Source organism: Ilumatobacter sp. (assembly GCF_041688325.1).
Lineage (GTDB): Bacteria > Actinomycetota > Acidimicrobiia > Acidimicrobiales > Ilumatobacteraceae > Ilumatobacter_A.
In genome coordinates this window covers 1-25,477 of sequence record NZ_JBDNIJ010000142.1, presented here as the reverse complement: position 1 = coordinate 25,477, position 25,477 = coordinate 1, and the positions used below count along the sequence as shown (strand labels likewise).

General features: G+C 63.7%; 24 protein-coding genes and 2 pseudogenes. 6 read left to right on the top strand and 20 right to left on the bottom strand.

Annotation, left to right across the window (positions count from 1 at the left end; all coding sequences use genetic code 11):
• A pseudogene (locus ACH2EI_RS09485) lies at positions 1-651 on the top strand (hypothetical protein); the annotation flags it as partial.
• 9 nt (positions 652-660) lie between these two features.
• On the opposite strand, the gene ACH2EI_RS09480 reads toward ACH2EI_RS09485, so the two are convergent.
• The gene (locus ACH2EI_RS09480) at positions 661-1,320 is read right to left on the bottom strand and encodes a TetR/AcrR family transcriptional regulator (RefSeq protein WP_395152779.1); all 660 of its coding nucleotides are present in this window, start codon (positions 1,318-1,320) and stop codon (positions 661-663) included.
• A gap of 53 nt (positions 1,321-1,373) precedes the next feature.
• Positions 1,374-1,982, bottom strand: a complete 609-nt coding sequence (locus ACH2EI_RS09475) for a Type 1 glutamine amidotransferase-like domain-containing protein (RefSeq protein ID WP_395155498.1) — start codon at positions 1,980-1,982, stop codon at positions 1,374-1,376.
• A 199-nt stretch (positions 1,983-2,181) separates the two neighbouring features.
• Here ACH2EI_RS09475 and ACH2EI_RS09470 point away from each other — a divergent pair, with 199 nt between their 5' ends.
• Together ACH2EI_RS09470 and ACH2EI_RS09465 are read left to right on the top strand one after the other, a co-directional pair.
• A complete protein-coding gene (locus ACH2EI_RS09470; protein ID WP_395159815.1) occupies positions 2,182-3,246 on the top strand; it encodes a L,D-transpeptidase in 1,065 nt (354 codons plus the stop codon).
• A gap of 46 nt (positions 3,247-3,292) precedes the next feature.
• The gene (locus ACH2EI_RS09465) at positions 3,293-5,125 is read left to right on the top strand and encodes a flavin-containing monooxygenase (RefSeq protein ID WP_395155500.1); all 1,833 of its coding nucleotides are present in this window, start codon (positions 3,293-3,295) and stop codon (positions 5,123-5,125) included.
• A gap of 39 nt (positions 5,126-5,164) precedes the next feature.
• Here ACH2EI_RS09465 and ACH2EI_RS09460 read toward each other — a convergent pair whose 3' ends face one another.
• Positions 5,165-6,046, bottom strand: a complete 882-nt coding sequence (locus ACH2EI_RS09460) for an alpha/beta fold hydrolase (RefSeq protein WP_395155496.1) — start codon at positions 6,044-6,046, stop codon at positions 5,165-5,167.
• Positions 6,047-6,161: 115 nt separating this feature from the next.
• Positions 6,162-6,914, bottom strand: coding sequence for a DUF2520 domain-containing protein (locus tag ACH2EI_RS09455; RefSeq protein WP_395159813.1), 753 nt, complete (start codon positions 6,912-6,914; stop codon positions 6,162-6,164).
• Between the two features lie 64 nt (positions 6,915-6,978).
• Here ACH2EI_RS09455 and ACH2EI_RS09450 point away from each other — a divergent pair, with 64 nt between their 5' ends.
• Positions 6,979-7,425, top strand: a complete 447-nt coding sequence (locus tag ACH2EI_RS09450; RefSeq protein ID WP_395155494.1) for an SRPBCC family protein — start codon at positions 6,979-6,981, stop codon at positions 7,423-7,425.
• A gap of 272 nt (positions 7,426-7,697) precedes the next feature.
• Here ACH2EI_RS09450 and ACH2EI_RS09445 read toward each other — a convergent pair.
• From ACH2EI_RS09445 to ACH2EI_RS09415, 7 genes and pseudogenes are all read right to left on the bottom strand, one after another.
• Positions 7,698-8,234, bottom strand: a pseudogene (locus ACH2EI_RS09445) (lanthionine synthetase LanC family protein); the annotation flags it as partial.
• A gap of 210 nt (positions 8,235-8,444) precedes the next feature.
• Positions 8,445-9,137: a nitroreductase gene (locus ACH2EI_RS09440; protein WP_395155493.1), complete on the bottom strand. Its 693-nt coding sequence runs from the start codon at positions 9,135-9,137 to the stop codon at positions 8,445-8,447.
• Between the two features lie 67 nt (positions 9,138-9,204).
• Positions 9,205-9,912, bottom strand: coding sequence for a hypothetical protein (locus tag ACH2EI_RS09435; RefSeq protein WP_395155492.1), 708 nt, complete (start codon positions 9,910-9,912; stop codon positions 9,205-9,207).
• A gap of 85 nt (positions 9,913-9,997) precedes the next feature.
• A complete protein-coding gene (locus tag ACH2EI_RS09430; protein ID WP_395155491.1) occupies positions 9,998-10,378 on the bottom strand; it encodes a nuclear transport factor 2 family protein in 381 nt (126 codons plus the stop codon).
• Between the two features lie 59 nt (positions 10,379-10,437).
• The gene (locus tag ACH2EI_RS09425) at positions 10,438-11,589 is read right to left on the bottom strand and encodes an MFS transporter (protein ID WP_395155490.1); all 1,152 of its coding nucleotides are present in this window, start codon (positions 11,587-11,589) and stop codon (positions 10,438-10,440) included.
• A gap of 37 nt (positions 11,590-11,626) precedes the next feature.
• Positions 11,627-12,100 carry a GatB/YqeY domain-containing protein gene (locus ACH2EI_RS09420; RefSeq protein ID WP_395155489.1) on the bottom strand — a complete coding sequence of 158 codons (474 nt, stop codon included), beginning with the start codon at positions 12,098-12,100 and terminating at the stop codon, positions 11,627-11,629.
• A gap of 36 nt (positions 12,101-12,136) precedes the next feature.
• Entirely contained in the window at positions 12,137-12,976 is an 840-nt protein-coding gene (locus ACH2EI_RS09415; RefSeq protein ID WP_395155488.1) for a lysophospholipid acyltransferase family protein, read from the bottom strand.
• A 201-nt stretch (positions 12,977-13,177) separates the two neighbouring features.
• On the opposite strand from ACH2EI_RS09415, the gene ACH2EI_RS09410 reads away from it, so the two are divergent.
• Complete coding sequence (locus tag ACH2EI_RS09410; protein ID WP_395155487.1) at positions 13,178-14,203, top strand: isopenicillin N synthase family dioxygenase; 1,026 nt, start codon at positions 13,178-13,180, stop codon at positions 14,201-14,203.
• A 35-nt stretch (positions 14,204-14,238) separates the two neighbouring features.
• Here the strand turns inward: ACH2EI_RS09410 and ACH2EI_RS09405 are convergent, their stop codons facing one another.
• The 4 genes from ACH2EI_RS09405 to ACH2EI_RS09390 form a co-directional block, all read right to left on the bottom strand.
• Positions 14,239-15,387, bottom strand: a complete 1,149-nt coding sequence (locus ACH2EI_RS09405) for a prenyltransferase (RefSeq protein ID WP_395155486.1) — start codon at positions 15,385-15,387, stop codon at positions 14,239-14,241.
• Complete coding sequence (locus ACH2EI_RS09400; RefSeq protein WP_395155485.1) at positions 15,384-16,112, bottom strand: class I SAM-dependent methyltransferase; 729 nt, start codon at positions 16,110-16,112, stop codon at positions 15,384-15,386. The genes ACH2EI_RS09405 and ACH2EI_RS09400 overlap by 4 nt, the downstream gene beginning before the upstream one ends.
• Before the next feature lie 31 nt (positions 16,113-16,143).
• Positions 16,144-17,451, bottom strand: a complete 1,308-nt coding sequence (locus tag ACH2EI_RS09395) for a glycosyltransferase family 4 protein (protein ID WP_395155484.1) — start codon at positions 17,449-17,451, stop codon at positions 16,144-16,146.
• A 120-nt stretch (positions 17,452-17,571) separates the two neighbouring features.
• A complete protein-coding gene (locus ACH2EI_RS09390; protein ID WP_395159811.1) occupies positions 17,572-18,417 on the bottom strand; it encodes an aldose epimerase in 846 nt (281 codons plus the stop codon).
• Positions 18,418-18,454: 37 nt separating this feature from the next.
• Here ACH2EI_RS09390 and dtd point away from each other — a divergent pair, with 37 nt between their 5' ends.
• Positions 18,455-18,925, top strand: coding sequence for a D-aminoacyl-tRNA deacylase (dtd, locus tag ACH2EI_RS09385; protein ID WP_395155482.1), 471 nt, complete (start codon positions 18,455-18,457; stop codon positions 18,923-18,925).
• 26 nt (positions 18,926-18,951) lie between these two features.
• Here the strand turns inward: dtd and ACH2EI_RS09380 are convergent, their stop codons facing one another.
• The 5 genes from ACH2EI_RS09380 to hemG all read right to left on the bottom strand — a co-directional run bounded on the left by ACH2EI_RS09380 (position 18,952) and on the right by hemG (position 25,344).
• Complete coding sequence (locus ACH2EI_RS09380) at positions 18,952-20,778, bottom strand: acyl-CoA dehydrogenase (protein ID WP_395156912.1); 1,827 nt, start codon at positions 20,776-20,778, stop codon at positions 18,952-18,954.
• Between the two features lie 78 nt (positions 20,779-20,856).
• On the bottom strand, positions 20,857-21,426 hold the full coding sequence (locus ACH2EI_RS09375) for a carboxymuconolactone decarboxylase family protein (protein WP_395156914.1): 570 nt from the start codon (positions 21,424-21,426) through the stop codon (positions 20,857-20,859).
• 54 nt (positions 21,427-21,480) lie between these two features.
• A complete protein-coding gene (gene lnt, locus ACH2EI_RS09370) occupies positions 21,481-23,124 on the bottom strand; it encodes an apolipoprotein N-acyltransferase (protein WP_395156916.1) in 1,644 nt (547 codons plus the stop codon).
• A gap of 63 nt (positions 23,125-23,187) precedes the next feature.
• Complete coding sequence (locus ACH2EI_RS09365) at positions 23,188-23,925, bottom strand: sortase (RefSeq protein ID WP_395156918.1); 738 nt, start codon at positions 23,923-23,925, stop codon at positions 23,188-23,190.
• A gap of 39 nt (positions 23,926-23,964) precedes the next feature.
• Positions 23,965-25,344, bottom strand: a complete 1,380-nt coding sequence (hemG, locus tag ACH2EI_RS09360; RefSeq protein ID WP_395156920.1) for a protoporphyrinogen oxidase — start codon at positions 25,342-25,344, stop codon at positions 23,965-23,967.
• Positions 25,345-25,477 lie beyond the last annotated feature (133 nt).

Here is a 25,477-nt window from a genome sequence, read left to right as displayed (position 1 = left end):
GCAGCAACGGGAGCGACGTTGACCGGTCTGTACGGGATGAGTGAGGTGCAGGCGTTGTTTACGCTGCGCGACCCCGACGGTGACGCAACCCACCGCACTCGAGCGGGTGGCACGTTGTCGTCACCGCACGCGTCGTATCGCGTCGTCCACGGAGAGCTGCAACTCCGCGGGCCGAGCCTGTTCGCTGGCTATCTGGCCGAAGGCGGCGAACACATTGACGCTGAGTTGACGGCCGAGCATCACGACGACGGCTGGTTTCGGACGGGTGACCTCGCTGAGGCTGAAAGTGACCGCAGCTTCGAGTACATCGCACGGATGGGTGACGTTTTGCGGTTGGGCGGGTTCCTTGTCAGCCCCACCGAGATCGAAGCAGTGCTCATGGATGATGATGCCGTCGATGCGGCACAGGTCGTCGCCGTCGACCTGCCCAACGGCGCGCGCCCCGTTGGGTTCGTCGTCGGCGCAGGGACCGGTTTCGTTGAATCGGCAGCGATCGACCGCTGCCGCGAACGGCTTGCCCGCTACAAGGTTCCGGTACGAGTGCTCGTGATCGACGAGTTCCCCACGACTCCCGGGCCCAATGGTACGAAGATCCAGAAAACCGAGCTGCGCGAGATTGCAGCGCGCCTCCTGAGCGTCTCAGGCGGATGAATCCCGAGGTCAGCCGGCGTTGAGTATTGTGGTGAGGGACTCGCTCCACGTGGTCTCAACGACATCGGCCGACCGGTCCAGTTGTCGCTTCAGCACGTCGTAGCTCTCGAAGCTGGTCAGCAGGATCATGGTGTCGATCACGCGTTCGCGTCGCTCGGGGTCCATCTCTGCCAGCTCTGGTTCAAACTGGTTGACCAGCTGCACCCGCGTGATGTTGGTGATGACAGCGAGACCGTTTCGGACGTCGTCGATATTGGCCAGGCGGCGGCGAGCCAACAATCCGAACGCATGTGTCTTGGCGAGCGTGCGGAGGCGGACCGACACGAAGACGGAAATCCGCTCGGGCCGCGGACCCACCCCTGGATTGTCGAGTAGTGCATCCCCGGCAGCATCTTCGGCCACATGCCGGAACACTTGCATCGACAGGTCGGACAGGTCGTCGAAATACCGGTACATCGATCGTCGAGCGACACCTGACCGATCGATTACGTGGTCGAGTGTGGTTTCCTTGCCTTCGTTAACCATTTCGATGAACGTATCGATGACGTGCTGGCGATTCCGGAGTCGATTGGCGATTCGTCCATCGGAGGCATCACGAGTTGTTCCGCTTACCGACTTGGTGGCGTGGGCTTCGAAGAGAAGCGGAACGCCGGGTTTAGCTTGGGTCATCAGATTGCCAGTATTCCACGTCTGGACGCGAATTGGTAGAGGTCAGCTCCGACTTACCCGTTTGGGTGATGTGTGTTGTCCTGCCCCGGCCGGACTCCAGTCGGCTCGCGCGGAATTGGCTGCCACTTCCCATCGCGGCGCAACGCAGGTTCGCCGCGGCCGACCGCATACGCAGTGCCATCAATGAGCACAACTCCGCCGCATTCGGGCAGCCCCCAGAGGTCGAGGTCGTCCGGTACCGGCCATCCGCGGTCGGAACCAGGGGTCCAGTGTGGGAGCGCCAGACCCCTCACGAGTCCGAGTCCGTCGACGATGTCGACGGACTGGACTTCGGGGCCGGGGCGGCCGGGGCAGACCATTCGGCTGCACAGCACCATGGCGCCGGCAGATGCTCCGGAAATTGCTGCACCAGTCGCGTGCATTTCGAGCAGCCGCGTGAGGACCGGACCGAACAGCACTGCGCGCAGGCTCGTAGGTGATCCACCGGGAAGGATGATGAGCGAGACGGCGTCGGCCATTGCATCGACTGCTGCGCTGACTGATTCGCGTGGGTCCGGCACGACGACCACATCGCTGCCGAGCGCGGCGTAGTGCCGCCGGGCGCGCTCCGAGGCCCCGGAGTAGTCTGAACCGGGTCGGGCGGCGCCAGCAATGACGGCCACGCAACCAGGGCCCGCGAGTTGCAATACCCTCGTGTCCATTTCTCGGCAATCGGCTGCGAACTCATTCCCACCTTGCAGACAGATCGCACCGACCATCGACTGATCATCGCGCAAACTTGAGCTGAAGGCGTGAGGTAAGCGCACCAGGTGCGCGCGGACCTCACGCCTTCGCTGGGTTGATGTTGGTATTGTCGATGAGGTGAGAAGGCGCGCCGCGTGGATCCTCGGGGCCGCACTCCTTGTTTCTGTAAGTTGCAGCGCCAGCGATGCCGACGGATCACCCGCTGAGCTGGCTGCAACGACGGTTGTCGCTACGACGACGCCGCCCACAACTTCGACAACCACGGTGGCGCTCTTGGCCGCGCCCACCCCTGAGCCAGAAGACATCGGCAACCGGTGTGTCGTCACTGTGCTTGCCGGGGATTTTCTTGCCAGGATCGCTGGGCGCACCGACGACGCGTCGATCGAGGGAATCGTGGCCGAAAACCGTCTGGCCGACGGACATGTCCTGCACCCTGGCGACCTCCTCGACGTGTGCATCGACAACGACGTCGACGACATCACTGGTGCGTCGCTCGTGGCCTCGGACGCAGCCGTCGTCAGTCGCCAGCAGACCAAGCTCAACGAACTGTTTGCACCGTACCGATTCCTCGATCTCGTCATCGACGGCGACTCCGGGCCGCTCACCCGACAGTTGCTGTGTGCTGCCCGCCTGGGGCTGGGGCTCACGGTCACGGGGGCGCACATGGCGGACGGTTCAGCGGAGGAGGGCACGCTCTTCGCTGCGGACTCGCTCTCGCTTCCCGATGGTGTGGACACCTCGGCAGAGAAGTGGATCCTGATCGACAAGACCTGTCAGGTCATGTTCACCGGTGAAGGCGACCAACTCGTCAACATTTATCCGACTTCGACCGGCGAGTCTGGCCATGCAACGACGAACGTGAACTCCGTCAAGGCATTCCGATTCAACCCGGCGCTCGAGACCGATGGATGGCATGACAGCACGAGCTTCCCAGTCGCTGCGGACAATCCGTTGAACGGCAACATGTACAAGCCGATCTACTTCAACGACGACGAAGCAATCCACGGTGCGGGCTATGTCCCACCCACCCCGCGCAGCAAGGGGTGCGCACGGACCTTCCCGTTGCATCAGGATGAGCTGATCGCATGGCTTGGGTTGGCCGATGTCACCGAGGCGATCTGGCAGACGGCGACGATCGGACTGCGCGTCACGGTGCAGGGCGAGTACCGAGACATCGACTAATGCCGCCCGGCTCGCAACCGGGCTTTCGACAGTGGCATCGTGGAACATGGTCGACTTTGGTGATGTGCTGAAAAAAACACTGGGCGGCATCGACTTCGACCCGCGCGAGCTGAAGGCGAAATACCTTGAAGAGCGCGACAAGCGGGTCCGCACTGACGCCAACGCGCAGTACATCGAAGTCACCGGCGACTTCTCGAACTTCGTCGACGACCCCTACGAACAAGCAGCCGCACGCGCACCGGTCACCGATCACGTCGACGTCGTGATTATCGGCGGCGGATTCGGCGGTCTGCTGATGGGTGGCCGTCTCCGCGAAGCCGGCTTCGAAGATATCCGTGTCATTGAGAAGGGCGGCGACTTCGGCGGCACCTGGTACTGGAACCGGTACCCGGGGGCGATGTGCGACGTCGAGTCGTACTGCTACCTGCCGATGCTCGAAGAGCTCGACTACGTCCCGAAGCATAAGTACTCGTTTGCTCCCGAAATTATGGAGCACTCGAAGAACATCGCTGCGCACTACCGGCTCTACGACAACGCCCTGCTGTCGACCGGCGTCACTCACACCGAATGGAACGACGGCGCTGGCCGCTGGACGATCACCACCGACCGCGGCGATGAAATGACCGCCCGCGTGATCGTTATGGCGAACGGCCCGCTCAGCCGGCCGAAGCTGCCGGGCATCGAAGGCATCAACGACTTCGGCGGACACACGTTCCACACCAGTCGCTGGGACTACGTGTACACAGGCGGCAGCAACGAAGGCGGCCTCGACGGTTTGGCCGACAAGCGCGTCGGGATCATCGGCACGGGCGCCACTGCGGTGCAATGCGTGCCACACCTTGGGGCTGCAGCAAAAGAGCTGTACGTGTTTCAGCGGACCCCGTCGTCGGTCGACGTGCGCAACAACCGCGAAACTCCGCCCGACTTTCTTGAAGGCCAAGAGGCCGGTTGGCAGTACCGCCGGATGGATAATTTCAACAAGGTTGTCACCGGCGCGGATCACGATGAAGACCTCGTCAACGACGGCTGGACCGACATCTTCCGCAAGCTCACCGGCATCGCTGCCAAGATTGCGTCGAAGGAACTCGGTCGACGATTGACCCGCGACGAACGGGCCGAGCTGATGGAGATGGCCGACTACCGCAAGATGGAAACTGTGCGTCGTCGTGCCCAAGAAATCGTTGACGATCCTGACGTCGCCGAGTCACTGAAGCCCTATTACCGTCAGTTCTGCAAGCGGCCTTGCTTCCACGACGAGTACCTGCCGACCTTCAATCGGCCGAACGTTCATCTCGTCGACACCGACGGCAAGGGTGTCGAACGATTCACCGAGACCGGCCTCGTTGCCAACGGCGAGCACATCGAACTCGACTGCATCATCTTCGCCACCGGTTTCGAAGTCGGCACCAGTCATGTCCGTCGAGCGGGCTACGACACGGTCGGACGCGCTGGTCGCCAGCTCAGCGAGAAGTGGAAAGACGGCCTTCGTACCGTGCACGGTCTCCAGACCGAGGGCTTTCCGAACGCCTTCTTCATGGGGTTTAACCAGGGCGCTGTCACGGTCAACGTCCCGCAGACGCTCAATGAGCAGGCGGTGCAGATCGCGTACATGCTCGGACAAGTGCGGGAACGCGGCGGATCACGGATCGAGGCAACGCCCGAGGGTGAGCAAGCCTGGGTCGACGAGATGAACGACAAGGCTCGGGTCGGCGCGAAGTTCCGGGCCGAATGCACGCCGGGGTACTACAACAACGAAGGTGTCGCTGAGAATCCCAATGGCTTCTTCAGTGGCAACTACGGCGCCGGCCCTGTGAGGTTCTTCGAGATCCTGAGCGACTGGCGCGAGCAGGGCGACCTCGAAGGCTGCGCCGTCAGCTGAAGTAAATCAATGGCCGGTCGGCGCGCAATCAGGTAGCAGTCAGCCGTGTTCGGCGCGCATGGCCGTGCCGAAGATGGCATCGGCGAGCTGGGACCAGTACATCTCGGGGATGTCATGGCCCATCTGTGCATAGACGACGAGGTCGGCGCCGGGCACAGCTGCAGCAGTCGCCTCGCCGCCTGACAGGGTGACGAGCGAGTCTTCACGCCCATGCACGACGAGCGCCGGCATCTTCAGGGTGCCCAGCCGTTCGGTGCGGTCCCCAGATGCAGCGATGGCGGCGATCTGGAACGCCGTCCCCTCCGGGTGGAAGCAACGGTCATACGTCTCGATCGCGCGTGCGCGGGCCTCGGCCTCATCGAACAACGATCCGGCGATGATCCGGGACGTCGCAATGTTCGAGGCGATCGCGCCATCGCGGTCGGTCGGGGACGGCGAGAGGAGCGCCATGATCGCCGATGCTTCGGGCTGGCCGACATCGGTGGCACCGGTCGTCGACATGATGCTGGTCATCGACAGGACTCTGTCCGGGTGCTCGATCGCCATCATCTGGACGATCATCCCGCCCATCGACGCACCGACGATGTGCGCAGCGGAAATACCGAGCACATCGAGCAGCCCGACCGCATCGGCGGCCATCGTCGACAGGCTGTATGGGGCCTCGACCGGTTCGCCGGCCATCATCTGTGCATAGAGCGCCATCACGTCGGGCGGATCACCAGCGGTCTTGGTCGAGAGGCCGACGTCGCGATTGTCGAATCGGATGACCCGGAATCCGCGCTCAAGTAGCTCTGAGGTAAACCCCGGGCTCCACAGGATCATCTGGGCGCCGAGCCCCATGACGAGCAAGAGCGGGGGCGCATCCGGCGGGCCGAAGCTTTCGAAACAAATCTCGATGTCGTTCACTTCGACTGTTGGCATCGCAGGATCATGCCACCTGGCTGAGCTGCATGTATATCCGAGCCGATCCGCTATCTGAGCACGCGCCGGCCCTCGTCCCGGCGAGTCAGGTGTCGTCAGGTGTCGTCAGGTGTCGTCAGGTGAGGTCGCTCGGGAGCACGCGTCCGGCAACGCGTGCGGCCACTCGCGCCAGTGCGATATATGGCTCGCGTTGGTCGTTCTCGAGCGCCTCGAGGTGGGCGCGAACCGTTGCCCAATCGCCTCGTGCGACGGGCCCGGTGAGTGCAGCTGCCGCCCCGTGTTCGGCGACGTCGGCGAGTGTCGTCTCCATCATTCGCCAGAACCCGGCTGGGTCGATGTCGAGCTGACCCGCCAGCGCTTCGACTTCGGCACAGAGTGCAACAAGGTGATTGGCGGCGACCGATGCAGTTGCGTGATACGCCGCACGATCGTCGTCCGCGACCTCGAACGCGATGCCCCCGAGCAGGTCAACCAGCGCACGGCCGGCTGGGTCGCCCGCCACGGCAAATCGGCAGCCATCGAGCAGGCGTGCCGCTCCGATCGTCGGAGTGGGGAGGGAGATCAGTGGGTGGACTGAGCATCGGCGCCGATGCGGAGCGAGTACATCGAGGCGTCGGGAACCGGAACAGTGCGCAACGGCTGCCGGCCCAGGATCGAGTGACCGAGCGACCTCCTCGATGACATCGTCAGGCGTGCAGATCAGGATGAGATCGACGTCGGCCGCTGCGGCGGAGAGGTCGTGGCGATCAGCAACTTCGACGTCGAGGCCGACCGATGCCAGCGCACCCGCGAACGATCCGCCTGCGCGCCCGTCGCCGACGATCCGGACGCTGGTCAGCAGCGTTGAGGTCGCATCGAGATCTGCCATGGTCGTCATTCTGCCTCAGTTGCACAGCGATGCAGTTCGCTGGAGAGTGGCGTATCTTTGAACCATGTCTGAGCAGATGGTGTCCGTTTCCCGTGTGATCAAAGCATCCCCGGAGGCGATCTTCGGTGTGCTTGCCGACCCGGCTCGCCACGCCGACATCGACGGTTCTGGCATGGTTCAAAAGGTGCGTGGAGACGGCGCGCGGCTGGAGCTCGGCGCGAAGTTTGGGATGGACATGAAGATGGGGCCCGTGCCGTACAAGATCTCCAGCACGGTCGTCGAGTTCGAAGAGAACGAACTGATCGCCTGGGCCCACTTCGGCAAGCACCGTTGGCGTTATGAACTTGAAGCCACCGAAGTCGACGGCACCCCCGCCACCAATGTCACTGAGACGTTCGACTGGTCGACGGCGAGGATACCCAAGGCCATCGAGCTGGCCGGATACCCGAAGAAGCACCCGGTCAACATGGAAGCGACACTCGTTCGCCTCGCTGCCCTCTTCGAAGCTTGAGCCAAGCGCCGCTGCTGACCATTTACCCAAAACTGAGACCATCTCTCGTCACCAGTGATGTGAGATGGTCCCCATTTCGGCAGATCTGGGTTCAGCTGGTGAAGGGGACGTCGGGGCGGCTGCGATGTTCGGCTTGCTCCCACGAGCGTCGACCATCGGTGAGCGTGCTGGCTTCGACAATCACGGCTGCCACGCGTCGAGCCACATCGAGGTATGCCGGGTGGGCCGTGGCACTGACCGAGGTAGAAGAGCTCAGGTTGCTGTTCAGTGTGGCAGACCAGGTGCCCGCCACCCGATGGCGTGGTGTGTGCTTCGACGTAGCCAGCCGCAGCGATGGCGACGTCGAGGTAGCGCTGCTCGCCAGTCGCGCGGTGCAGGTCGGCGAGGAAGTATCCGACGCCGGATGCGCCATGCGCGAAGTTCGGGGCATCGAACGGAAACGGCATGTCGGCCATCATCAGCCAGTTGGGGCCGCCTTCGCCGTCGACCGACATTTCGATCAGCCGGTCAGCGGTTTGCCTTGCCCACTCCAACGAGTTTGGATCGAGCCCGTTCCGATGTGCGTAGAGGAAGCCGATGCCGGCGCCTGCCGCGCCGATGCTGAGGTCGAGCACTTCGCGTTCGCCGGTGATGCCGGTGATGTCGGAGAAGGGAATCGGTTCGATCCAGCCGATGCCTGCGCCCATCGGATCTGCCTCACCAGCCATCTCGCATACGAGCCGCGCCGCGGTGTCTCGGAATACCTCGTTGCCGGTCACCTTGGCCAACTCGTTGAGGACGAAGGTGTAGCCAGGGCTGCCGCTGTAGATCGCGATTGAGTCGGAACCGTGAGCAAGTGCTGCGACCAGCTCGTTGCCGCCGGCTGCAGCAGCTCAGTCATCTTCCGAACCTAGCGATCTCACCAATCCCGCTCCCGACCGAAACTGAGACCGCGACGCGTCACCTGCGCGTCGAGGCGATCTCCATTTCGGGAAGTGCGATGTTCGGGTGTGGGTGTGGGTGTGGGTGTGGGTGGTTTGTTAGTCGTCCCAGCCGACGAAGCTGGCGATGTCGGTGTTTTCGGCACGGCGAGACACCACGTCGTTTGCGACGAAGTCGGGGTTGGGCCAGCCCATGGCGACGCAGGTCATGATCACTTGGTCTTCGGGAATGTTTGCATGCTCGCGCACGACCGTTGACTGCATGATGCCTTGGCCGTTGATCACACAGCCCAAGCCCTTCGACGTGGCAGCGAGCACCAACCCGTAGGTTGCCGCGCCGCAGTCGAAGTGAGCAACGGTGTCATCGGCGAGCTCACGGTCGATCGTGACAACGACCGACACCGGAGCGTCGAACTGACGGAAGCCGCGCATGACCCAGTCTTGGCGCATCTCCTTGTCGTGTCGTTCGATGCCCATTGCCTCGAACAACTGCACAGCGATTTCGACCTGGCGATCACGATGCACGCCCTGGTAGCCGTGGTCAGCGACCTTGATCTCGCGATCGACCTTGGCGCCAGCGAGCATCCGCTCGGTATTGCCCTCACGGACCAGTTCGAGCGGTGCACCGGTGATTGCATGAAAGTTCCACGGCTGGGTATTCATCGACGAGGGTGCCCGCGTCGCGATCGCGATGATTTCGGCCATCAACTCCTTCGACACCGGATCGGGCTTGTAGCCACGGATACTGCGCCGAGACGCAACCAGTTCTTCGTACGAGAGCGATGCAGCCATATGGCACGATTCTGCTGGATCGGTGGCCTGCGCAACGAACCGCGAGCAATGAGGGTCAGGGCAAGGGTCAGGGCAACTCGATGATCGCCTCGTGCTCGTAGCGTGCAACTGGTGAGCCGTCGGCGCTGATTGCCACGTCAAGGATTGCCCGCTTGCCGGCACGCGAGTCGAATCGTTCGATCACGACGGCGCTGGCATCGATCCGTGCGCCGATGGATGCGACGCCGAGGTGCTGCAGGTCGCTCCGGACGTGGATCCAGGAACCGCTCACCACCTGTGTGTGGAAGAAGTCGTTGGCCACGCGCATCCAAGTCACCGGATGCACGATCTGTTCCTCGGCGTAGATGGCGAGATCGTCGCCGGCGCGCCAGGCGTAGTCGTTCCAGGTCTGATCCGCGACGAATGAGATGGGGTCGAGCTGCTCACCCTCGCCGGTGCACTTCGGTGGTCGGGAGCCCACCAACGAAACAGCGCACTCGGAGCGTGGTGCGCCCGCGACGCGCGCTTGGACGGTGCCGTTGACCGGAACGAAGTCGACGCGGTCGCCTTCAAGTATGGGCGTACGGAACCGCACATGGCCGCCACCGCTCGCAAGCCACTCGCGACCCCACGCCGCAGCAGGAACGTGAGTCATGTAGGCGTAGACGGTGACACCAGCGACGAGTGCCGAGGGGAAGCCGGCAGCGCGCGCGCCGGCGTCGGTGTGAATGGCGTTGTCGGCGTGCTCGGGCAGGTTGACGGCAACGGTCGACCAGGCGTCGAGTTTGATTGTCATCGGATCAGTCTGACCGAGACGGTTCGGTCAAAAGACACCGAGCCTCGGGGCCGCGACCGAGACGACCTCAACAAGTTGTGCAGGGTCACTGATTCATCACGGGAGAACCGTGGTGGGCGATCAACTGCCACAGGCCAGTCGGTGCACGGGCGAACATGTTCGTGGCGGCGATGGTGCCAGCGCCGTTTGTGTCGACCAGATTTTCGTCGAGGTGCACCCACGCCGCGTCGCCGATCACCACATGTGATTCGTTGGTGAGAATGAACTGGTTTCGGCCAGATCCTCGGAAGATGCCTTCCCAACTCTGCATCACGTTGTCCCACCCGCGCAGGATCGGCCAGCCCGGATGGATACATGCCACTCGTGGTGAGTTCTCCCACACGTGTGTCATGGCATTGAGGTCTCGAGCCTCGTGGGCGTCGTAGAACGCCTGGTTTGCTGCGAGCACTGCCGTGCTGTCGTCCATGTCGGCAGTCTGGCAGCGCAGCGCTGGGAACGCCGCCGCAGTGTCTCTGGGACGAGTACTTATGGGGTGGCGACGGCCGGGAGAGGCACCGGTGAGCGCCGGAGCGGCAAGTTGCGGCGATCGGCGTAGAGCAACATCAACGCAGCGCCGGCGATAATGCCCGCTGCGACGATGCCCAATGAGGTGCTCGATCCGCTGGCCAGGAGCGCGCCGCCGATCAGCGGCCCGAAGACCCGCCCGAGCGCCATGATCGCTTGCGCATCACCGGCACGCTCTTGTGGGTAGGCCGATCGAGAAGCAAGCAGCCCGAACGCCGCCGGCAAGCCCATGAAGAAAATGAATCCCCAGCCGACCAGACCGATGGCGAAGGCGAGGTCGTTCCGCACGCTGGCGATCAGCACTGCACAGACTGCGGTACCGAAGAACCACAACCCAGCGGGTCCTCGACGGCCCTGCCACTTTGCAGACGGGATGCCGGCCATTGCGTTGCCGCTGAACAACAACGCGACTACGCCAGCCGACAGCCCGTTCAACCGGGTTCCGATCGCCGCGGCGTACACGAAGACCGTCGAGCCACCCATCGTGATCAGTCCGAGGGCAAGCAGAATGAGGCGCGCTGCGCGAGTTGCGCCATGGCGTTCGCCCCGATCGACGGGCGCGACCGACCGCTCGATTCGGTGGGCGAAGAGCAATGGCAGGCCGGTGATCCCGGCGAGTACGACGAAGAGCCAGTCGACGCCTGCCGTTTGGATCAGCAGCGACAGCGCTGGTGCTGAAACGACGCCGACGAGCGGGCCGATGACGGCGACGTCGCCGGTGCGTTCGTTGTCGCCGAAGGCGGCCTGCCAACCAAACCATGCAGCGAGCCCCAGCGACAGGCCGCTGATACTGCGAGCGACCGTGAGGAGAGCGAGGTTCGGCGCGACTGCGGACGACAGATTTGCGAGCACGCCCAAGACGGCACCGATGATGAACACATGCCGTTCAGGACGAAGCAACCTGCCGGCGAGAAACGATGCCACGACAAAGCCGCCGAGCTGTCCGGTCGACACCCAGCCGACGACGCTCAGCGAGACGTCGCGGTCGGCAGCAATCGCCGGCAGCAGAAAGGGCGTGGCACTGAACACCACGGTGCTCGAAGCAATCGCGACCAGTAGTGCCGGAGCAACCGATGGCTTGAACGCTAAGAGCAGCCTGACGGGGACCAGCATCAGCTCGTCGTTCGATTGGCGAGGTCAGGCGCTGCTGTCACGCCAAGCGTGATTTGACCATGTCGGCCACGATGCGACCATCAGCGCGGCCGGCGACCTCAGCATTGACAGCCTTCATGGCATTGCCCATGTCCGACTTCTCGGCGTAGCCGTTGTCGGCCATCACGCGGTCAACGATGGCGGCAACGTCGTTCTCGCTCAGCGCTGCAGGCAGATACTTTTCGATGATCACCTTCTCGGCGCGCTCGGCTGCACCACGCTCGTCAGCTCCGCCCGCTTCGAATGCCTCGGCGGCATCGACGCGCCGCTTCGCCTGCGCCTTCAACACTGCGAGTATGCCGTCGTCATCGAGTGTGATTGCCGTGTCGCCAGCGACCTGGGCTTCCTGGATGGCAGCGATAATTGACCGCAACGTGAGTTGCGTCGTGGCGTCGCGGGCACGCGTCGCGTCGTTGAGGTCGGAACGGATCTGCTCGATCAACATGCTGACCATTGTGTCGGGTGTGGGCATGAATGCCGTGGTCGGTTGTCGAACGGACGTGGACGATCAGTCGGCGTCTCGGTCGCTCCCGCTGGTCTGAGCGTCGCGTGCCTCGGCAGCAAGCGCTTCGGCCTTGAGGAACACCGGTGGCACGTAGCCGTGTTCGTCGCGCAGGGTTTGACGGCCTGCCTCGATCGCCGCGCGGACCTGGGCGCGGAGTGCTGGTAGGTCGTCGTCGGTCATTCCCTCGGTCGAGATGGGCTCGAGCACGCGGACCTCAGCGGTAGCGCGACCCAGCCGCCAGTCGTCCTTGCGGAGGCAATCGCGGGTGCCGTGAACTGCGATCGGCAGGATCGGATGTTGCCCCTCGATCGCGAGCTTGAACGCGCCTGCCCGGAACTTGCGCATCTCACCGGTCTTGGACCTGGTGCCTTCGGGGAAGATCATCACCGAGACGTTCGTGGCGAGTCGCTCGCGCGCCTGATCGAGCGCAGCGCGGCCCGATGTGGTGTCGCCGCGTTCGAGTGGGATGTCACGCGCCAACCGCATCATCCAACCGAGGACCGGGATTTTCATGATCTCGGCCTTCGAAAGCCACTTGAACTCGGTCGGCAGATGTGAGATAAGCAAGATGTCGACGAAGCTCTCGTGGTTCGCGACGGCGACGTAGGGGCGCCGCATGTCGTCGGGCAGCGTGCCAGAGGTCGAGAACTTCCAGAGTGGGTTCAGTGCCGAGTGGATCCTTGTCAGCCTGCGGAAGAGAGAGCCGGCTGCGTAGGCGCCCTTGTCGAACGGCATCGTGACCAGTCGGGTGACTGCAACGAGGGGCGTGAAGACACCGACGAGAAGTCCGAGAACGATCCAACTCCAGATGCTCAAGACCGTTCGGGCCAGCTTCGTGTCCATTGGTTGGATCTTAGGCAAACGGCCCGGTCACACTCATCCCTTGAACGCGTTCTGACCTCGGTGTGAGAGCGGGACGTGATGAGATCGTTCACGCGGTCGAAACGGGTGGTTCGCTAACGTGACCATTCACAACGGGTAGAAGCAGTCAGTGATCGATGCCGATCACAGGTCATTGCCCCTCGAATCAACGAGGAGACCGTCATGACCCAGCACGCTTCCGGATCAGTCGAAGCCGAACTCGCCAAGGAACGAACTTTCGGCGGTCAAGGCATCAACGTGGTACGCGACATGAGGATCATCGACCTGTCCGACCCGGACGTCGTGCAGGGCGACATCGACGACGCACTGTGGAACGCGGCTGCCGAATCCGGGTTCTTCCAGGTCGTTGGCCACGGCATCGACCAGGGAGCGATCGACGCAGCGTTCGACACGTCTCTCCGCTTCTTCGCCCTCCCGACCGAGGTCAAGGAACGACGTCAAATGCCACCGCGCAGCAACGCTGGTTGGGAGTTCAAATCGCAGAAACGCCCGTCGACTGGAACCTTTGACCACAAAGAGACGTACCAGGTCACGATCCCGCGCATGGTCGAACACGACCTCTGGCCAACAGAAGAAGAGATCGACGGCTTCCGCTCCACTCTCGAGCAGTTCGAATCGCTCAATCGCGACCTCGCCATGCGCATCCTCGAATCGTTCGCCCGCAAGCTTGGGTTCGACGACGACTTCTTCACCCAGCGGCACGACCCCACCTCGCCTGAATACCAGTCGACGCTGCGCATCCTGCACTACCTGCCCATAGCTGCCACCGACCGCCAGCCAGGTGTGTGGCGCGCTGGGGCCCACACCGACTACGACTGCCTCACCCTGCTCCATCAACGTGCGGGGGAGTATGGCCTCCAGGTCTGCCCCGGCGCAGAAGCCGCCAACCGTGACCCAGATGCACCGCTCGGTTGGACTGACGTCGAACCGACAGCTGGCACGGTTACCTGCAACATCGGCGACATGCTCATGCGCTGGAGCGACGACCAGCTTCCGTCGACCTTGCACCGCGTTCGTCTGCCCCGAGCCGACCAGACTGATGGAGAGTCACTCGACGCTCGCTACTCGATCGCCTATTTTGCGCAGGCTGATCGCGACGCCATGATCGAGAGCCCGAGCGGTCGGCACGAACCGATCAGCGCAGCGGACTATCTGCAGCAGCGCATCGCTGCCAACTTCGCCGGTTGAATTCGACGGCTATGCCGAGGTCTGATCGCGGGCTGCTACTCGACTCGCGGACTCGCGGACTCTCGGATGGAGGAGTGGTCGCTCGAGTCCAGGAAGCCGGTGCGCTCGACGAAAAGATTGCTTGCCTGTGTTTTCTGAGTAATCGCGTCGACGGCAAGGATCACCGCGGCAGCGGTGTATGACGAATGTTCGTCGAACGGGAACAGAACGCGGCTTGGCCCGCCGTTGGGCTCGCTCAAGTTGTGCACGATGCCGGTCCAGTAGGCGCCCGGTGAGGCAGCATTGTCGCTGTCAGTCAACGGTGCACCCGATGCCGATGTGTTGCGGTGTGGGCGGACCCACTTCAGCAGATCTGTCGCGGTCGACACGTCGCCCATCACGGCACACGCCAGCGCGCATTCAGCGGTTTCGGATGCGGTGATCCACGGCTCATCGTCGACACAACGAACGCCGAGGCCATCGATCACGAAACGATCCCAGCCGCTCTCCAGCCGGATTTTGGCAGCAGTTCCCGTGAGCGCGCTGGTGAGCACCGGGTAGTACCAGTCCATTGCCCAGCGTGTCTTCGGTTCAAAAGCCTCAGGCTTCGAGCGAATCACTTCGCACATCGTGGCAGCGGCACGGCTCCACTCGGGCCGGGGCGAACCGATGGCTTCGCCGAGATGGGCGCCACAGCGCAGAGCGTGCTGGATGCTGGCGGTACCGGTCAGCAGCGCGTAGTCCCATGGCTTGCCGTCTGGTTCGACTGCCCAGAGCGGTACGCCGTCGTCGCGACGCAGGCTCAGGACGAAGTCGAGCGCCCGCTCGACAGTCGGCCACATGTTCTCGGCGAATCCGCGGTCCCAGGTGCTGCGCCAGTGATGCCACACGCCGGTGGCGATGTAGGCGCACACGTTGGTGTCAATCTTGGCGTCTTCGACCGACCCATCTGGGCGGTAGTAGTTGTGCCAACTGCCGTCGGGGCGCTGGATGTCGGCGAGCCACTCGTAGGCGCTTTCGGCTTCTTTGTGGAGCCCGGCGACATCGAGGGCCATGGCGGACTCGATGTGGTTCCAAGGGTCGCTGTGGCCGCCAGGGAACCACTGAATCATTCCGTTTGGCAGCTGCAGCGACGCGAGTTGGTCGGCGGTTTCACGAACCTCGTCGGCAGTGATGACGCCCTCGAGCGAAGGAATTGTGCTCATGAAATACTCGCTGGCTTGTACCCGTACAGCACGATGCTCTTGCCGAGTACGGGCGAGAGCACCTTCTCAGCAATCTTCGTCGAGGTGGGCTGCGTCATGATGTCCCACTCGAGGAATTTGCGATACTTCGCGACCATTGGGTGATCGTTGTTGGTCGGGCCGACCGCACACTTCAGCCACCAGTACGGCGAGTGCAAGGCATGGGCGCGATGCGTGCCCCGCGGATCGAGACCGGCCGTGACCAGTTTGGCCTTCAACTCGGTGGCGGAGTAGATCCGTACGTGGCCGCCGACGCTGATTGGAGCGTGGTATTCCTCGCTCAGCATCCAGTTGATTTTCTCAGGCAACCATGCCGGGACTGTCGCTGCAAACATGCCGCCGGGCTTCAGGACGCGCACCATCTCGGATATCGCTGCCACGTCGTCTTGAATGTGCTCGAGCACTTCGGAGGTGATGACGACATCGAAAGCGCCGTCGTCGAACGGCAGCTTCGTGGCATCGCCGCGCAGCACGCCTTTGAAGCGGTCGATGTCTATTTCGCCGGCTTCGACCATGGCGCCGAGGGTGGCGCGCGTCTGCACCACTTCGTCTTGGGCGTAGTCGAGCGCCACGACATTGGCGCCACGTCGTGCGCACTCGAAGACGTGGCGGCCGAAACCGGCGCCCACGTCGAGAACTCTGTCGCCAGGCGCGAGGCCGAGCTTGTCGAACTTGATCGTCAACATGTGAAAGGGGTCTTCCTGTGATCCGGATCGATCAGATTCGGCCGTTGCGCTTGAGCTTGGCGATGTTGTGGGGCATTGCGAGTACCTCGCGGTACTGCTCGACGGTCTGCTCGGCACAGAGACGCCAGGTCCACCGTTCGAGCACACGCTGACGGCCAGCAGCGCCGATACGGGCTCGCGCCTCGGGGTTGTCGAGCGCACGCTTGAGTGCGTCGACGAGGCTGTCGACATCGCCGGCCTTGCAACCGAAGACTGTTTCGCCGTCGGTGCCGGTGACTTCGGGAAGTGCACCGCCGTCGGTCGCGACGAGTGGCGTGCCGGAGCACATTGCCTCGATCGCGGGGAGCGAGAAACCTTCGTACAGCGACGGGACGACGGCGAGTTCGGCCTCGGAGTACAGCTCGACAATTCGTTCATCGGTCACGCCCGACACGAACTCGATGTACGGCTTCAGGCCGAGCGACTCGATGAGGTCCATGGAATGGCCAGGACGGGGCTTGCCGATGATGGTCAGGGTGATCTCGCGCTCGGTGCGCAGCTTGGCCATGGCCTCGAGGAGGTATGGCAAGCCCTTGAGCGCCACGTCAGCCGATGCCGTGGTGATCAGGTGGTTCGGGCGACGTGTGGCGCCCTCGAGCGGCTTGAACAAATCGGGGTCGACGCCCACCGGCACCAGTCGCATGCGGTCTTTACTCACACCCATGTCGGTGTGGATGTCGTCGATCGAGTTCTGGCTGACCACGACGATGCGCGGCAACTGCGACGCGACCTTGCCCTGCATTTTCACGAACGAATACCAACGGCCGACCGACCAACGCTTGTAGCGGCTCTTCGCGTGCTCCATCTCGAGCTTGCGATCCTTGGTGATTGGATGGTGCAGCGTGACGATCGTGGGAATTTTCTCTTCGATCTTCAGGATCCCGTAGCCAAGGCACTGGTTGTCGTGGACCAGGTCGAACTCTCTGGCCCGGGGGAGCAGGTTGCGCTTGGCCCGCGAGCTGAAGGCCATCGGCTCGGGGAAGACGCCGGTCAGGTACTGCGCCATCTCGAGTAGATCGTCGCGGTTCTTGATTTCCCAGAATCCAGGAACGCGGCCCGGATAGTGGTCGTTGAACGTGTCGAGGCTGGGCAGCTTCGTGAGCGGCACGCGCTCATCGAGTACCGGATAGGGCTGGCCACCGAGCACTTCGATCGTGTGGCCGAGGTCGGCCAGAGCCCTCGTGAGGTGACGCGTGTAGACGCCCTGCCCACCGACGTGCGGTTTACCTCGATATGTGAGGTAGGCGAGTTTCAGTGGCTCGCTGGGGTCCAGAAGCCGGTGGTTTCCCCCTAATGACATGCGCCGGACGATATCGGCGCCTTGTTACCGTCCGGTAACGGAGCGACCCGAAATGACAACCGTTCGCGCAGTGTGACGAATGCCCAGTCAGCAGCGTGTTGCCCCCAGGCGGGCAGGGAATCACCAGCTGATTGTCATGGTCCGGCGCAGCGGGTGGCTGCCGGTGACGAGCCGCGGCCGCACGTTAAAGGCATCAGGCGGACCCGATTGGGCCTCAATACACGTTGCGTGCCCAGGCCTGTCAAAGACCACCCAGTGATCGCAGTCTGAGCTCAGGGTAATATCAGGGTGGGTCGGCCGTTCGTAGTGCAGCGTGACCGGGGCGGTGTTGATGAAGCAGTCGTCCCACGGGCCATCCGACGGTGCGACGAGCTGCCCTGTTGGCAGGCCAATCGAATCCCGTTCGTACATCGCAGCAGGGTGGAACGTCAGCCGATCGGGCTTGTTCCACCACGGGTGCCAGCCGACCTCGGCCGGCACCGGGGCAGCGTCGGGGCCAACGCTCACGGACAGTTCGCACCGAATCTGGCCGTCGAGCACCTCGAGGCGCTGGTGTGCGATGCCACCGAGCACCCAGCCAGAATCGGGCTGATCGAGCGGTGCACTCAGCTCGACCGACGTTGCGGTCTGGTCGACGACGGTCCACGCCCGAGACATGACCGTGCCATGCATTGCGTGCTGGTAACCCGGCGTGTCGTTGCCGCTGTCGTCGTGATTGAGCTGCAGCTTGTGGTGGACACCGAAGAACGAAAAGCGGCCGTCCCTGACCCTTCCGGCCCAAGGCGCCATTGGATACGAGCCCCACGCGACCGACGTCGAGTCACGACGTTCGAGCGCTGGCGACGGGATCAACAGTTGGATGCCATCGAGGTCGATCTGCACGATCCGCCCGCCATTCGTGGCATCGATGGTCACGGTCGTGGTGCCGTTCTCGCCGGACAGCGTGAGCTCGATATCGTCGTTCACCCGCATGAATCTATTGCAGCGATGCCAGGCTGTGGCCATGCGAGGACTGGTGCAACGTGTTCGGCGGGCCGAAGTGCGGAGCCGCTCGTCAGCTGATCACCCGTTCGAGGTGGCAGGGGCCATTGGGCCCGGTTTATGCGTCCTCATCGGGGCCACGCACGACGACACGCCCGATCACGCCGACCGTCTCGCAGCGAAGCTCTGGGGTCTCCGCATCCTGGACGACGTTGACGGTGTGATGAACCAATCGCTGTCTGACGTCGCTGCCGATGGTCAGCCAGCCGAGGTGCTCGTGGTCAGCCAGTTCACGCTCTACGGCGATACCCGCAAGGGCCGGCGGCCGAGTTGGATCGGCGCAGCCCGGCCAGAACACGCCGAACCGTTGATCGACCGCGTCATTGCTCGGCTCCGGGAGGCAGGCGCCACCGTCGAAACAGGCGTCTTCCGAACCGAAATGGAAGTCGACCTGACGAACGACGGCCCGGTCACCCTGATGCTCGAAATTTGAGACGGAAACCCGACAGGACTACGGCTCTAGAGGTCGACGGCGAAGAGGTCGGCTGAGCCGGCCATCACGGTGACGGCGAGGCCTGCGGTCGCCGGCAGGATCTGCTCACCGAAGAATCGGGCGTTGACGATTTTTCCTTCGTAGAAGGCACGGTCGGTGTCACCGAGTTCGGCGGCATCGAGGCGGGCCTTGGCCGCAAGCAGCGCCTTGCCGCACAGCGCGCCGGCCAGCGCCGTACCGAGGAGGCGGGTGTACGGCGTTGCCCCGCCCAGCTTGTCGATGACCGAGTCGGCGCTGTTCAGCCAGTCACTGGCACGACGTGCGTCGGCGAAGCTGGCGGTGAGTTGGGCGGCGAACGTGGAGGTCGAGGGGTCAGCCGCAAGGCGTGTAATCGTGTCGGCGAAGCTGTCGAGGAACGTGTTGACGGTCGAACCGGCGTCACCGCCGAGCTTGCGCATCACGAGGTCTTGTCCCTGGATGCCGTTCGTGCCCTCATAGATGGCTGCGATCCGGATGTCGCGCATGTACTGCGATGCTCCGGTCTCTTCGACGTAACCCATACCGCCGAAGATCTGCAGGGCGATCGACGTCAGCTCGTTACCGACGTCGGCACCGATCGACTTCGACATGGGAATCAACAGCGCGGCGAGGCGCGTCGACCATTCAGCGACCTCTGCATTGGCAGATCGCGAGCGATCGATCATGGCGCCGTTGAAGTACATCAGGTACCGCATCGCATCGATCCAGGCGCGCTGGGTCATCAACATGCGACGGACATCGGGATGCTCGACGATCGGGCTCTGCACGCCACGCTCGGCGCCGGGGGCGGAGCCCTGGAGACGTTCGTGGGCGTAGGCGAGGCTGTGCTGGTAGGCCATCTCGGCCATCGACAGGCCCTGGAGGCCGACCGAGAGACGGGCGTTGTTCATCATCGTGAACATGTTGGCCATGCCGGTGAACTCGTCGCCGACGAGCCAGCCGACGGCACCGTTGTCGTCGACGTTGTGCTTCTCTCCGAAGCTCAGCACGCAGGTGGGGGAGCCGTGGATACCGAGCTTGTGCTCGATCGACACAACCTCGACGTCGTTGCGTTCGCCGAGGCTGCCATCGTCGTTGGGCAGGTATTTCGGCACAAGAAACATCGAGATACCCCGGGTGCCCGGCTGGGCGTTGGGGGTGCGGGCGAGAACGAGGTGGATGATGTTGTCGGTGAGGTCTTGCTCGCCGTGCGTGATCCAGATTTTGGTCCCGGTGATGGCATACGACCCGTCACCACGATTGGTCGGCACGGCCTTCGTGGCAACGGCGCCCACGTCTGATCCGGCCTGTGGTTCCGACAGGTTCATCGTGCCCGACCATTCGCCGGTCAGCATCTTGGGCAGGTAGGTCGACTTCAGCTCCGTCGAGCCGTGATGTTGGAGAGCGTCGATTGAACCCTGGGTCAGCAGGTTGCACAGTGCAAAGGCCATGTTGCTCGAGGTGAACATCTCCTGCACCGCGAGTGCAACGAGCCAAGGGAAGCCGCCGCCGCCGTAGTCAGGCTCGAACGGGATGGCGTTGAAGCCGGAGTCGACGAGTTTCGAGTACGCGCTGCGGAAGGAGTCTGGTGTGGTGACGTGCGCCCAGCCGCCGGTCTTGTCGTTGCCAGCGTGCCATTGCGCGCCGATCCTGTCGCCGTCGACGTTCGTCGGTGCGATGATCTCGGCAGCGAAGCGACCGACCTCGTCGAGCACGGCGAAAACCATGTCGGCCTCGACGTGATTGAAGTCGTCTTGTTTGAGCAGCCCGGGCAGGTCGCAGACGTCTTCGAGCACGAAGCGAATGTCGGTCAGCGGTGGGGCGTATTCCGTCATATCTCCCATTGGATCAGGGCACTGTGCTGGGCGCAACACCGGGCGACCTGCGGGGCCCGACGGGCGGCCCGGTCGACGTCAGCTCGGGAAGCCCGGGACACCGTTGTCGAGTTGCACGCCAGCGCTGTTCAAGAAGCCCGATACGAGGCGGTAGAAACCTGCGACAATAAGCAGTTCCACCAGTTCTGGCTCGGACCACCGGGTGGACAGCAACTCCCACGTCTCGTCGGAAACGCAGTCGTGCTCGGCCAACTCGTCGGCCATTGCGAGGAGCGCCCGGTCGTCGCTCGACCATGCGTGCTGAGCGGGGTCTTGGGTGATCGCCGTGACCTCGGCGTTGCTCAGGCCGACCTGCTTGCCAATGACGGTGTGCTGACCGAACTCATACACGGCTTGGGCCCTCCAGCCGATCCGGAGGATGACGATCTCGCGTTCACGGGGCGGCAGGAGGCCCTTGTTCAGCAGGAACCCACCGAGGAGGTTGAACCGCTTGAGCAGTTTCGGGTGTCTGCCGAGGGCACCGAAGATGTTCAGCGGCTCACCGTCGTGGGTCAGCGCGCCCTCGAGGATGGACGCGAGTTCGGGGTCGACGTCGGGTGCGCCGAGGTCGACGGGGGTGATGCGCGGCGTGGTTGGGCGATCGATCATCTCTCCATCATGGAGAACCTGGCTGGCTGGCAGCGACCTGCAGCGATCCCAGCTTCAGGCTGTTGCTTCGTCTGGCGCAACGTCGGACTGGTTGTCGAGTCCGTCGTCGGTGCGGCGGCTCAACAACAGCGATGCGGTGAACACGAGCCCGAACAGCCAGATGAACGGGCCGTCGCCGAGGCTGACGTACCAGGTGTTGCCTGTGCGGAGATCGACGGTGGCGTAGATGACGCGCCGCTCGCTGACCGACGTGCGCTGCAGTACATCGCCGTTGGCGTTGATAATCGCGGTGAAGCCTGTCGGCGCGGCCTGAACGACCCAGCGACCGGTTTCGATTGCCCGGAGGCGACTCGATGCGACCTGCTGGGTTTGCACGATGGTGCCGGTGTAGCTCGCGCCGTTGGTGGGATTGAGGATGACGGTGGCCCCGTCGGTCACGCCTTCGCGGGCTCGCCCGCCGAAGAAGACCTCCCACGAGATCACGGTTGCCATACGCACGCTGCCGCGCTTGGCCGTGGCCGGCAGGTCGAGGTAGGCGCGTTCGGTTCCGGCCACGGCTTCGCCGACGACATCGACCGCACTCGTGATCTGTTCGAGCAGGCCGCGCAGTGGAACGTATTCGCCGAACGGCACTCGGCGCACCTTGTCGTAGCGGGTGGCGAGTTGGCCGTTGGCCAAGACCAAGATGTGGGCATTCGTGTAGCGGTTGCGGCCAGCGGCCGCAGGGGCATCTTCGGTGATGCCGACAGCGATTGGAACGCCCAGCCGGGCTGCCTCAGCAGCGACCTGGTCACGGATGTCTGAATTCGAGAAGTCCTCGAAGATCTCCGTTGCCCGCCGATCGTTGACGTCGATCGTGTTCTCCGGCCAGAGGACGAGGTCGAGGTTGATGCCGGTGGGGATCGTGGCAGTCGCATCGAGGTGACGCTGGGTCACCAGTGACGGCGGGACTTCGAGCGCCGAGGTGCCCTGTTCGCCGCCGCCCTGGACAGCGGCCACATCGAGTGTGTCCCCGGTCGAGCGGCCTGACGGCGCAATCAACGACAGCGCGATCACGATGACCACGGCGGCCCGGCCGAGCGCGTTTGGGAGCACGGACCAGTCACGTTCGGCAAAGGCGGCGGGCAGGTTCCAAAGTGCCGCGTGCCGGTCGGCGAGGGCAAAACCGATTTGGAACACGACCCAGGTGATGAGGATCACTCCGCCGACACGTGCGATGCCAGAGAGCGGCCCGGCGACCTGGGAAATACCGAGCGTTGCTAATGGGACGCCGCCGAACGGAAACGAGAAACGCAGTGCCTCGACCAGGGTGTGCGCGGCCGGTCGAGCAATGACCCGCCACGGGCCTGTGGGCGCCGCCATTGCCGCGATGCCGTGAAACGAGGCAAAGATCAGGCCGGCTGCGACATAGCCGGGGAGTGTGAGCTGGACCATCCACCCCATGCCGAGGTACATCCAGCCTGCGCCGAAGAACGTGCCGAGCCGGAGCCGTTCGCGCCGAGTTGGTGTCGCTCCGAGGCTGATATCAAAGAGTATGACCCCGACGATTGCCAGCGGCCAGAAGCCCCAGGGCGGAAGGGAAAACGCGGTCAGCGCTCCGGCGCCGAGGGCCAGTGCCGGTCGGGCGAGCCGAACGTGGACGTGGCGAGGCGCACTGCCGTGAGACAGGGCAACATCCGGAACGTCACGGCTCGACACGGCGATAACTCAACACCGTGGGGACGCAAGAATCAAATCGCTTGAGATCGCGAGGCAGCGCGGTTACTCGAAGAGCTCGAGATTGACGACGATTCGGTGGCTGACCGAGCCGGGCGGATGGCACGCAAACAGTGTGGCGGTCGCGTTCTCGGTTTGATCGACGATCCAGACGGCATCAGGGGTGACGATCTGCGTACCGGTGACGGTGTACTCGAAGACGCCAGCCGCTGTGCTGAACTGCACCAGGTCGCCGGCGACAAGTTGATCAATATTGCGAAACGCTGCCCCGTGGCTCGTCCGGTGTGCCGCAACAACGACGTTGCCGTTCTCGCCCGGCATCGCCGTTCCAGGCCAGTGGCCGGGCCCATTATCGAGCGTGGTGAGGCGAATGCCCTCGAAAAGGGGCGCCTCGAGACCGAGTTTCGGGATGGAAATCCCACCGAGCCGGATTTGGTCTTCATAGCCACGCGGGTCCGGCGGCGGAGCGATCGGCGCGGTCGGCTGTCCTGCCAGGATGTCGGCAACGGTCGTGATCGGGGCAACGTTCGTCGTTGGTGCAGCAGTCGTCGGTGGCACACTCGGAGCAGTCGGCGCCGAGAGCACAGGTGAAGGGGTCGCTGGGGCGCTGGTGGTGGTGGCCGGTTCGGTGCGCGTGGCCAAGGTGTCGGGATCGTCGCCACCCCTGAGCGCGATGGCAACACCAGCACCGAGTGTGATGGTGGTGATAAGCGCAGCAAGGAAGACACCAACGAGGGTGGCGCGTTTGGATCGTTGGGCCGGCTCAGGGAGCGGGGAATCCACGGAAGTGGACTGCGGCTCAGTTGCGCACATCGCAAACAGTCATATCAGAGAACGCACGAACTGTGCAGTCTGGTCGGCAATTGTTTGCCCACTCCAGATGCAGGCCGGGACGCCGATGCCGCGGTAGCTGGCGCCGGCGAGGAAGATCCCCGCGGGAAGGGTGGCCTCGATGTCGTCCACCCAACGTCGGTGGTGCGGCCGGTACTGAGCAAAAGCACCTGGCCAGCGAGAAACCCTGACCTCGCGCGGGGTAAACCGCACGCCGAGATGTAGTTGGAGATCGTCGAGGACTCGGGCGATGATGTCTTCATCGCTCAGATGGAGCACCGGCTTTCCATCGCGGCCAAGTGACACTCGGAGGATTTGGCCGCCGGCGGGTGGGGCCCAGTGCGCCCACTTCTGGGTTCCGAACGAGACAGCCGTGATCGACCGTTGCATCGGCTTCGGGATCAGGTAACCGCTCCGGCCGGCGAGTCGATCGGGCCACTCGTCGGCGGCGATGTGGAGTGTGACAAGGACAACATCGGCGGTCTCCGCTTCGGCCAAGCCCGCTGCTGCCGCCGGGGCAACGGCGCTGAGTGCCACTGCTGCTGCACGGGCGGGAGCTGCCACGATGACCGCATCGAACCGTTGACCGTCGAACTCCCAGCCGTCTCCGGAGCCGACCTCTCTGATCGTGTCGACTGGGCTGCCCAGTCGGAGATCGAGTCCAGCGGCAACAGCGTGCTCGGCTGTCGCTGTCGCCAAGGCACCGACTCCGGATGTCGGACTCGCAAAAATTGGGCTGGCCGATGCGGAGGCTGTCCCGGCAGCCCGTGTGCGACGTGCAGCCAGCAAGGCCGACCGATGGCCGGTAGCCAGTGCGTGAAGCTGCGGAACTTCGGCAAGGCTGAACTGATCGGTGTCGGTGGCGTAGATGCTGCCGACCAGAGCGTCGACCAGACGCTCGTGGACTTCTGCCCCGAACCGTCCGCGAACGTATCGACCCACTGAGTCATGGGCCAGCGACTGGCGCGGCAGTATTGGCTCGAGGGCGGCACGGAACTTTCCTCGCCAGCTGATCAATCCTGACCGTGCGAGCGGGCCCAGCTTTGCGGGTACGCCGAGGAGGAGCCCGTCCGGGATTGGATGCATTTGGCCGTACCAGACCGCAGCGCCCACAGCTTCGGGATGGACGAGCGAATCGGCAAGGCCGACTGTTGCTGCCAGATTTGTTGCGTCGGGGACCCGAGCGAGAAAGGCGTCGGCGCTCTCGTCGACGTGCGGCAGACCGGCAAACGGTGATGCAATGAGCTTGCCGCCAACGCGGTCGGAGCCCTCGAAGAGCGTCACCGCGGTCTCGCCGTCGCGAGTCAACTGTTCGGCTGCGGCGAGGCCGGCGATGCCGGCACCGACGATTGCGACCGATCGCGAGCTCATCTTGGACATCGTATTGCTGAAGCTGTCACGGAGGCGCTGTCTCCAGGGCGTTCCGCGTGCCGAGTTTCCGATTCCTCTTTGGTCAAAAGTGGACATCGGTTCTGAAAGAGCCACTTTGTAGAGCGGGACCTAG

Coding starts and splice junctions, on each gene's coding strand:
- ACH2EI_RS09460 (WP_395155496.1), bottom strand. CDS start 6,046: ATGCCAACAGTCGAAGTGAACGACATCGAGATTTGTTTCGAAAGCTTC.
- ACH2EI_RS09395 (WP_395155484.1), bottom strand. CDS start 17,451: ATGTCATTAGGGGGAAACCACCGGCTTCTGGACCCCAGCGAGCCACTG.
- ACH2EI_RS09480 (WP_395152779.1), bottom strand. CDS start 1,320: ATGACCCAAGCTAAACCCGGCGTTCCGCTTCTCTTCGAAGCCCACGCC.
- ACH2EI_RS09415 (WP_395155488.1), bottom strand. CDS start 12,976: ATGGACACGAAGCTGGCCCGAACGGTCTTGAGCATCTGGAGTTGGATC.
- ACH2EI_RS09425 (WP_395155490.1), bottom strand. CDS start 11,589: ATGCTGGTCCCCGTCAGGCTGCTCTTAGCGTTCAAGCCATCGGTTGCT.
- ACH2EI_RS09430 (WP_395155491.1), bottom strand. CDS start 10,378: ATGGACGACAGCACGGCAGTGCTCGCAGCAAACCAGGCGTTCTACGAC.
- ACH2EI_RS09375 (WP_395156914.1), bottom strand. CDS start 21,426: ATGATCGATCGCCCAACCACGCCGCGCATCACCCCCGTCGACCTCGGC.
- ACH2EI_RS09465 (WP_395155500.1), top strand. CDS start 3,293: ATGGTCGACTTTGGTGATGTGCTGAAAAAAACACTGGGCGGCATCGAC.
- hemG (WP_395156920.1), bottom strand. CDS start 25,344: ATGAGCTCGCGATCGGTCGCAATCGTCGGTGCCGGCATCGCCGGCCTC.
- ACH2EI_RS09455 (WP_395159813.1), bottom strand. CDS start 6,914: ATGGCAGATCTCGATGCGACCTCAACGCTGCTGACCAGCGTCCGGATC.
- ACH2EI_RS09410 (WP_395155487.1), top strand. CDS start 13,178: ATGACCCAGCACGCTTCCGGATCAGTCGAAGCCGAACTCGCCAAGGAA.
- dtd (WP_395155482.1), top strand. CDS start 18,455: ATGCGAGGACTGGTGCAACGTGTTCGGCGGGCCGAAGTGCGGAGCCGC.
- ACH2EI_RS09420 (WP_395155489.1), bottom strand. CDS start 12,100: ATGCCCACACCCGACACAATGGTCAGCATGTTGATCGAGCAGATCCGT.
- ACH2EI_RS09400 (WP_395155485.1), bottom strand. CDS start 16,112: ATGTTGACGATCAAGTTCGACAAGCTCGGCCTCGCGCCTGGCGACAGA.
- ACH2EI_RS09405 (WP_395155486.1), bottom strand. CDS start 15,387: ATGAGCACAATTCCTTCGCTCGAGGGCGTCATCACTGCCGACGAGGTT.
- ACH2EI_RS09450 (WP_395155494.1), top strand. CDS start 6,979: ATGTCTGAGCAGATGGTGTCCGTTTCCCGTGTGATCAAAGCATCCCCG.
- ACH2EI_RS09435 (WP_395155492.1), bottom strand. CDS start 9,912: ATGACAATCAAACTCGACGCCTGGTCGACCGTTGCCGTCAACCTGCCC.
- ACH2EI_RS09440 (WP_395155493.1), bottom strand. CDS start 9,137: ATGGCTGCATCGCTCTCGTACGAAGAACTGGTTGCGTCTCGGCGCAGT.
- ACH2EI_RS09380 (WP_395156912.1), bottom strand. CDS start 20,778: ATGACGGAATACGCCCCACCGCTGACCGACATTCGCTTCGTGCTCGAA.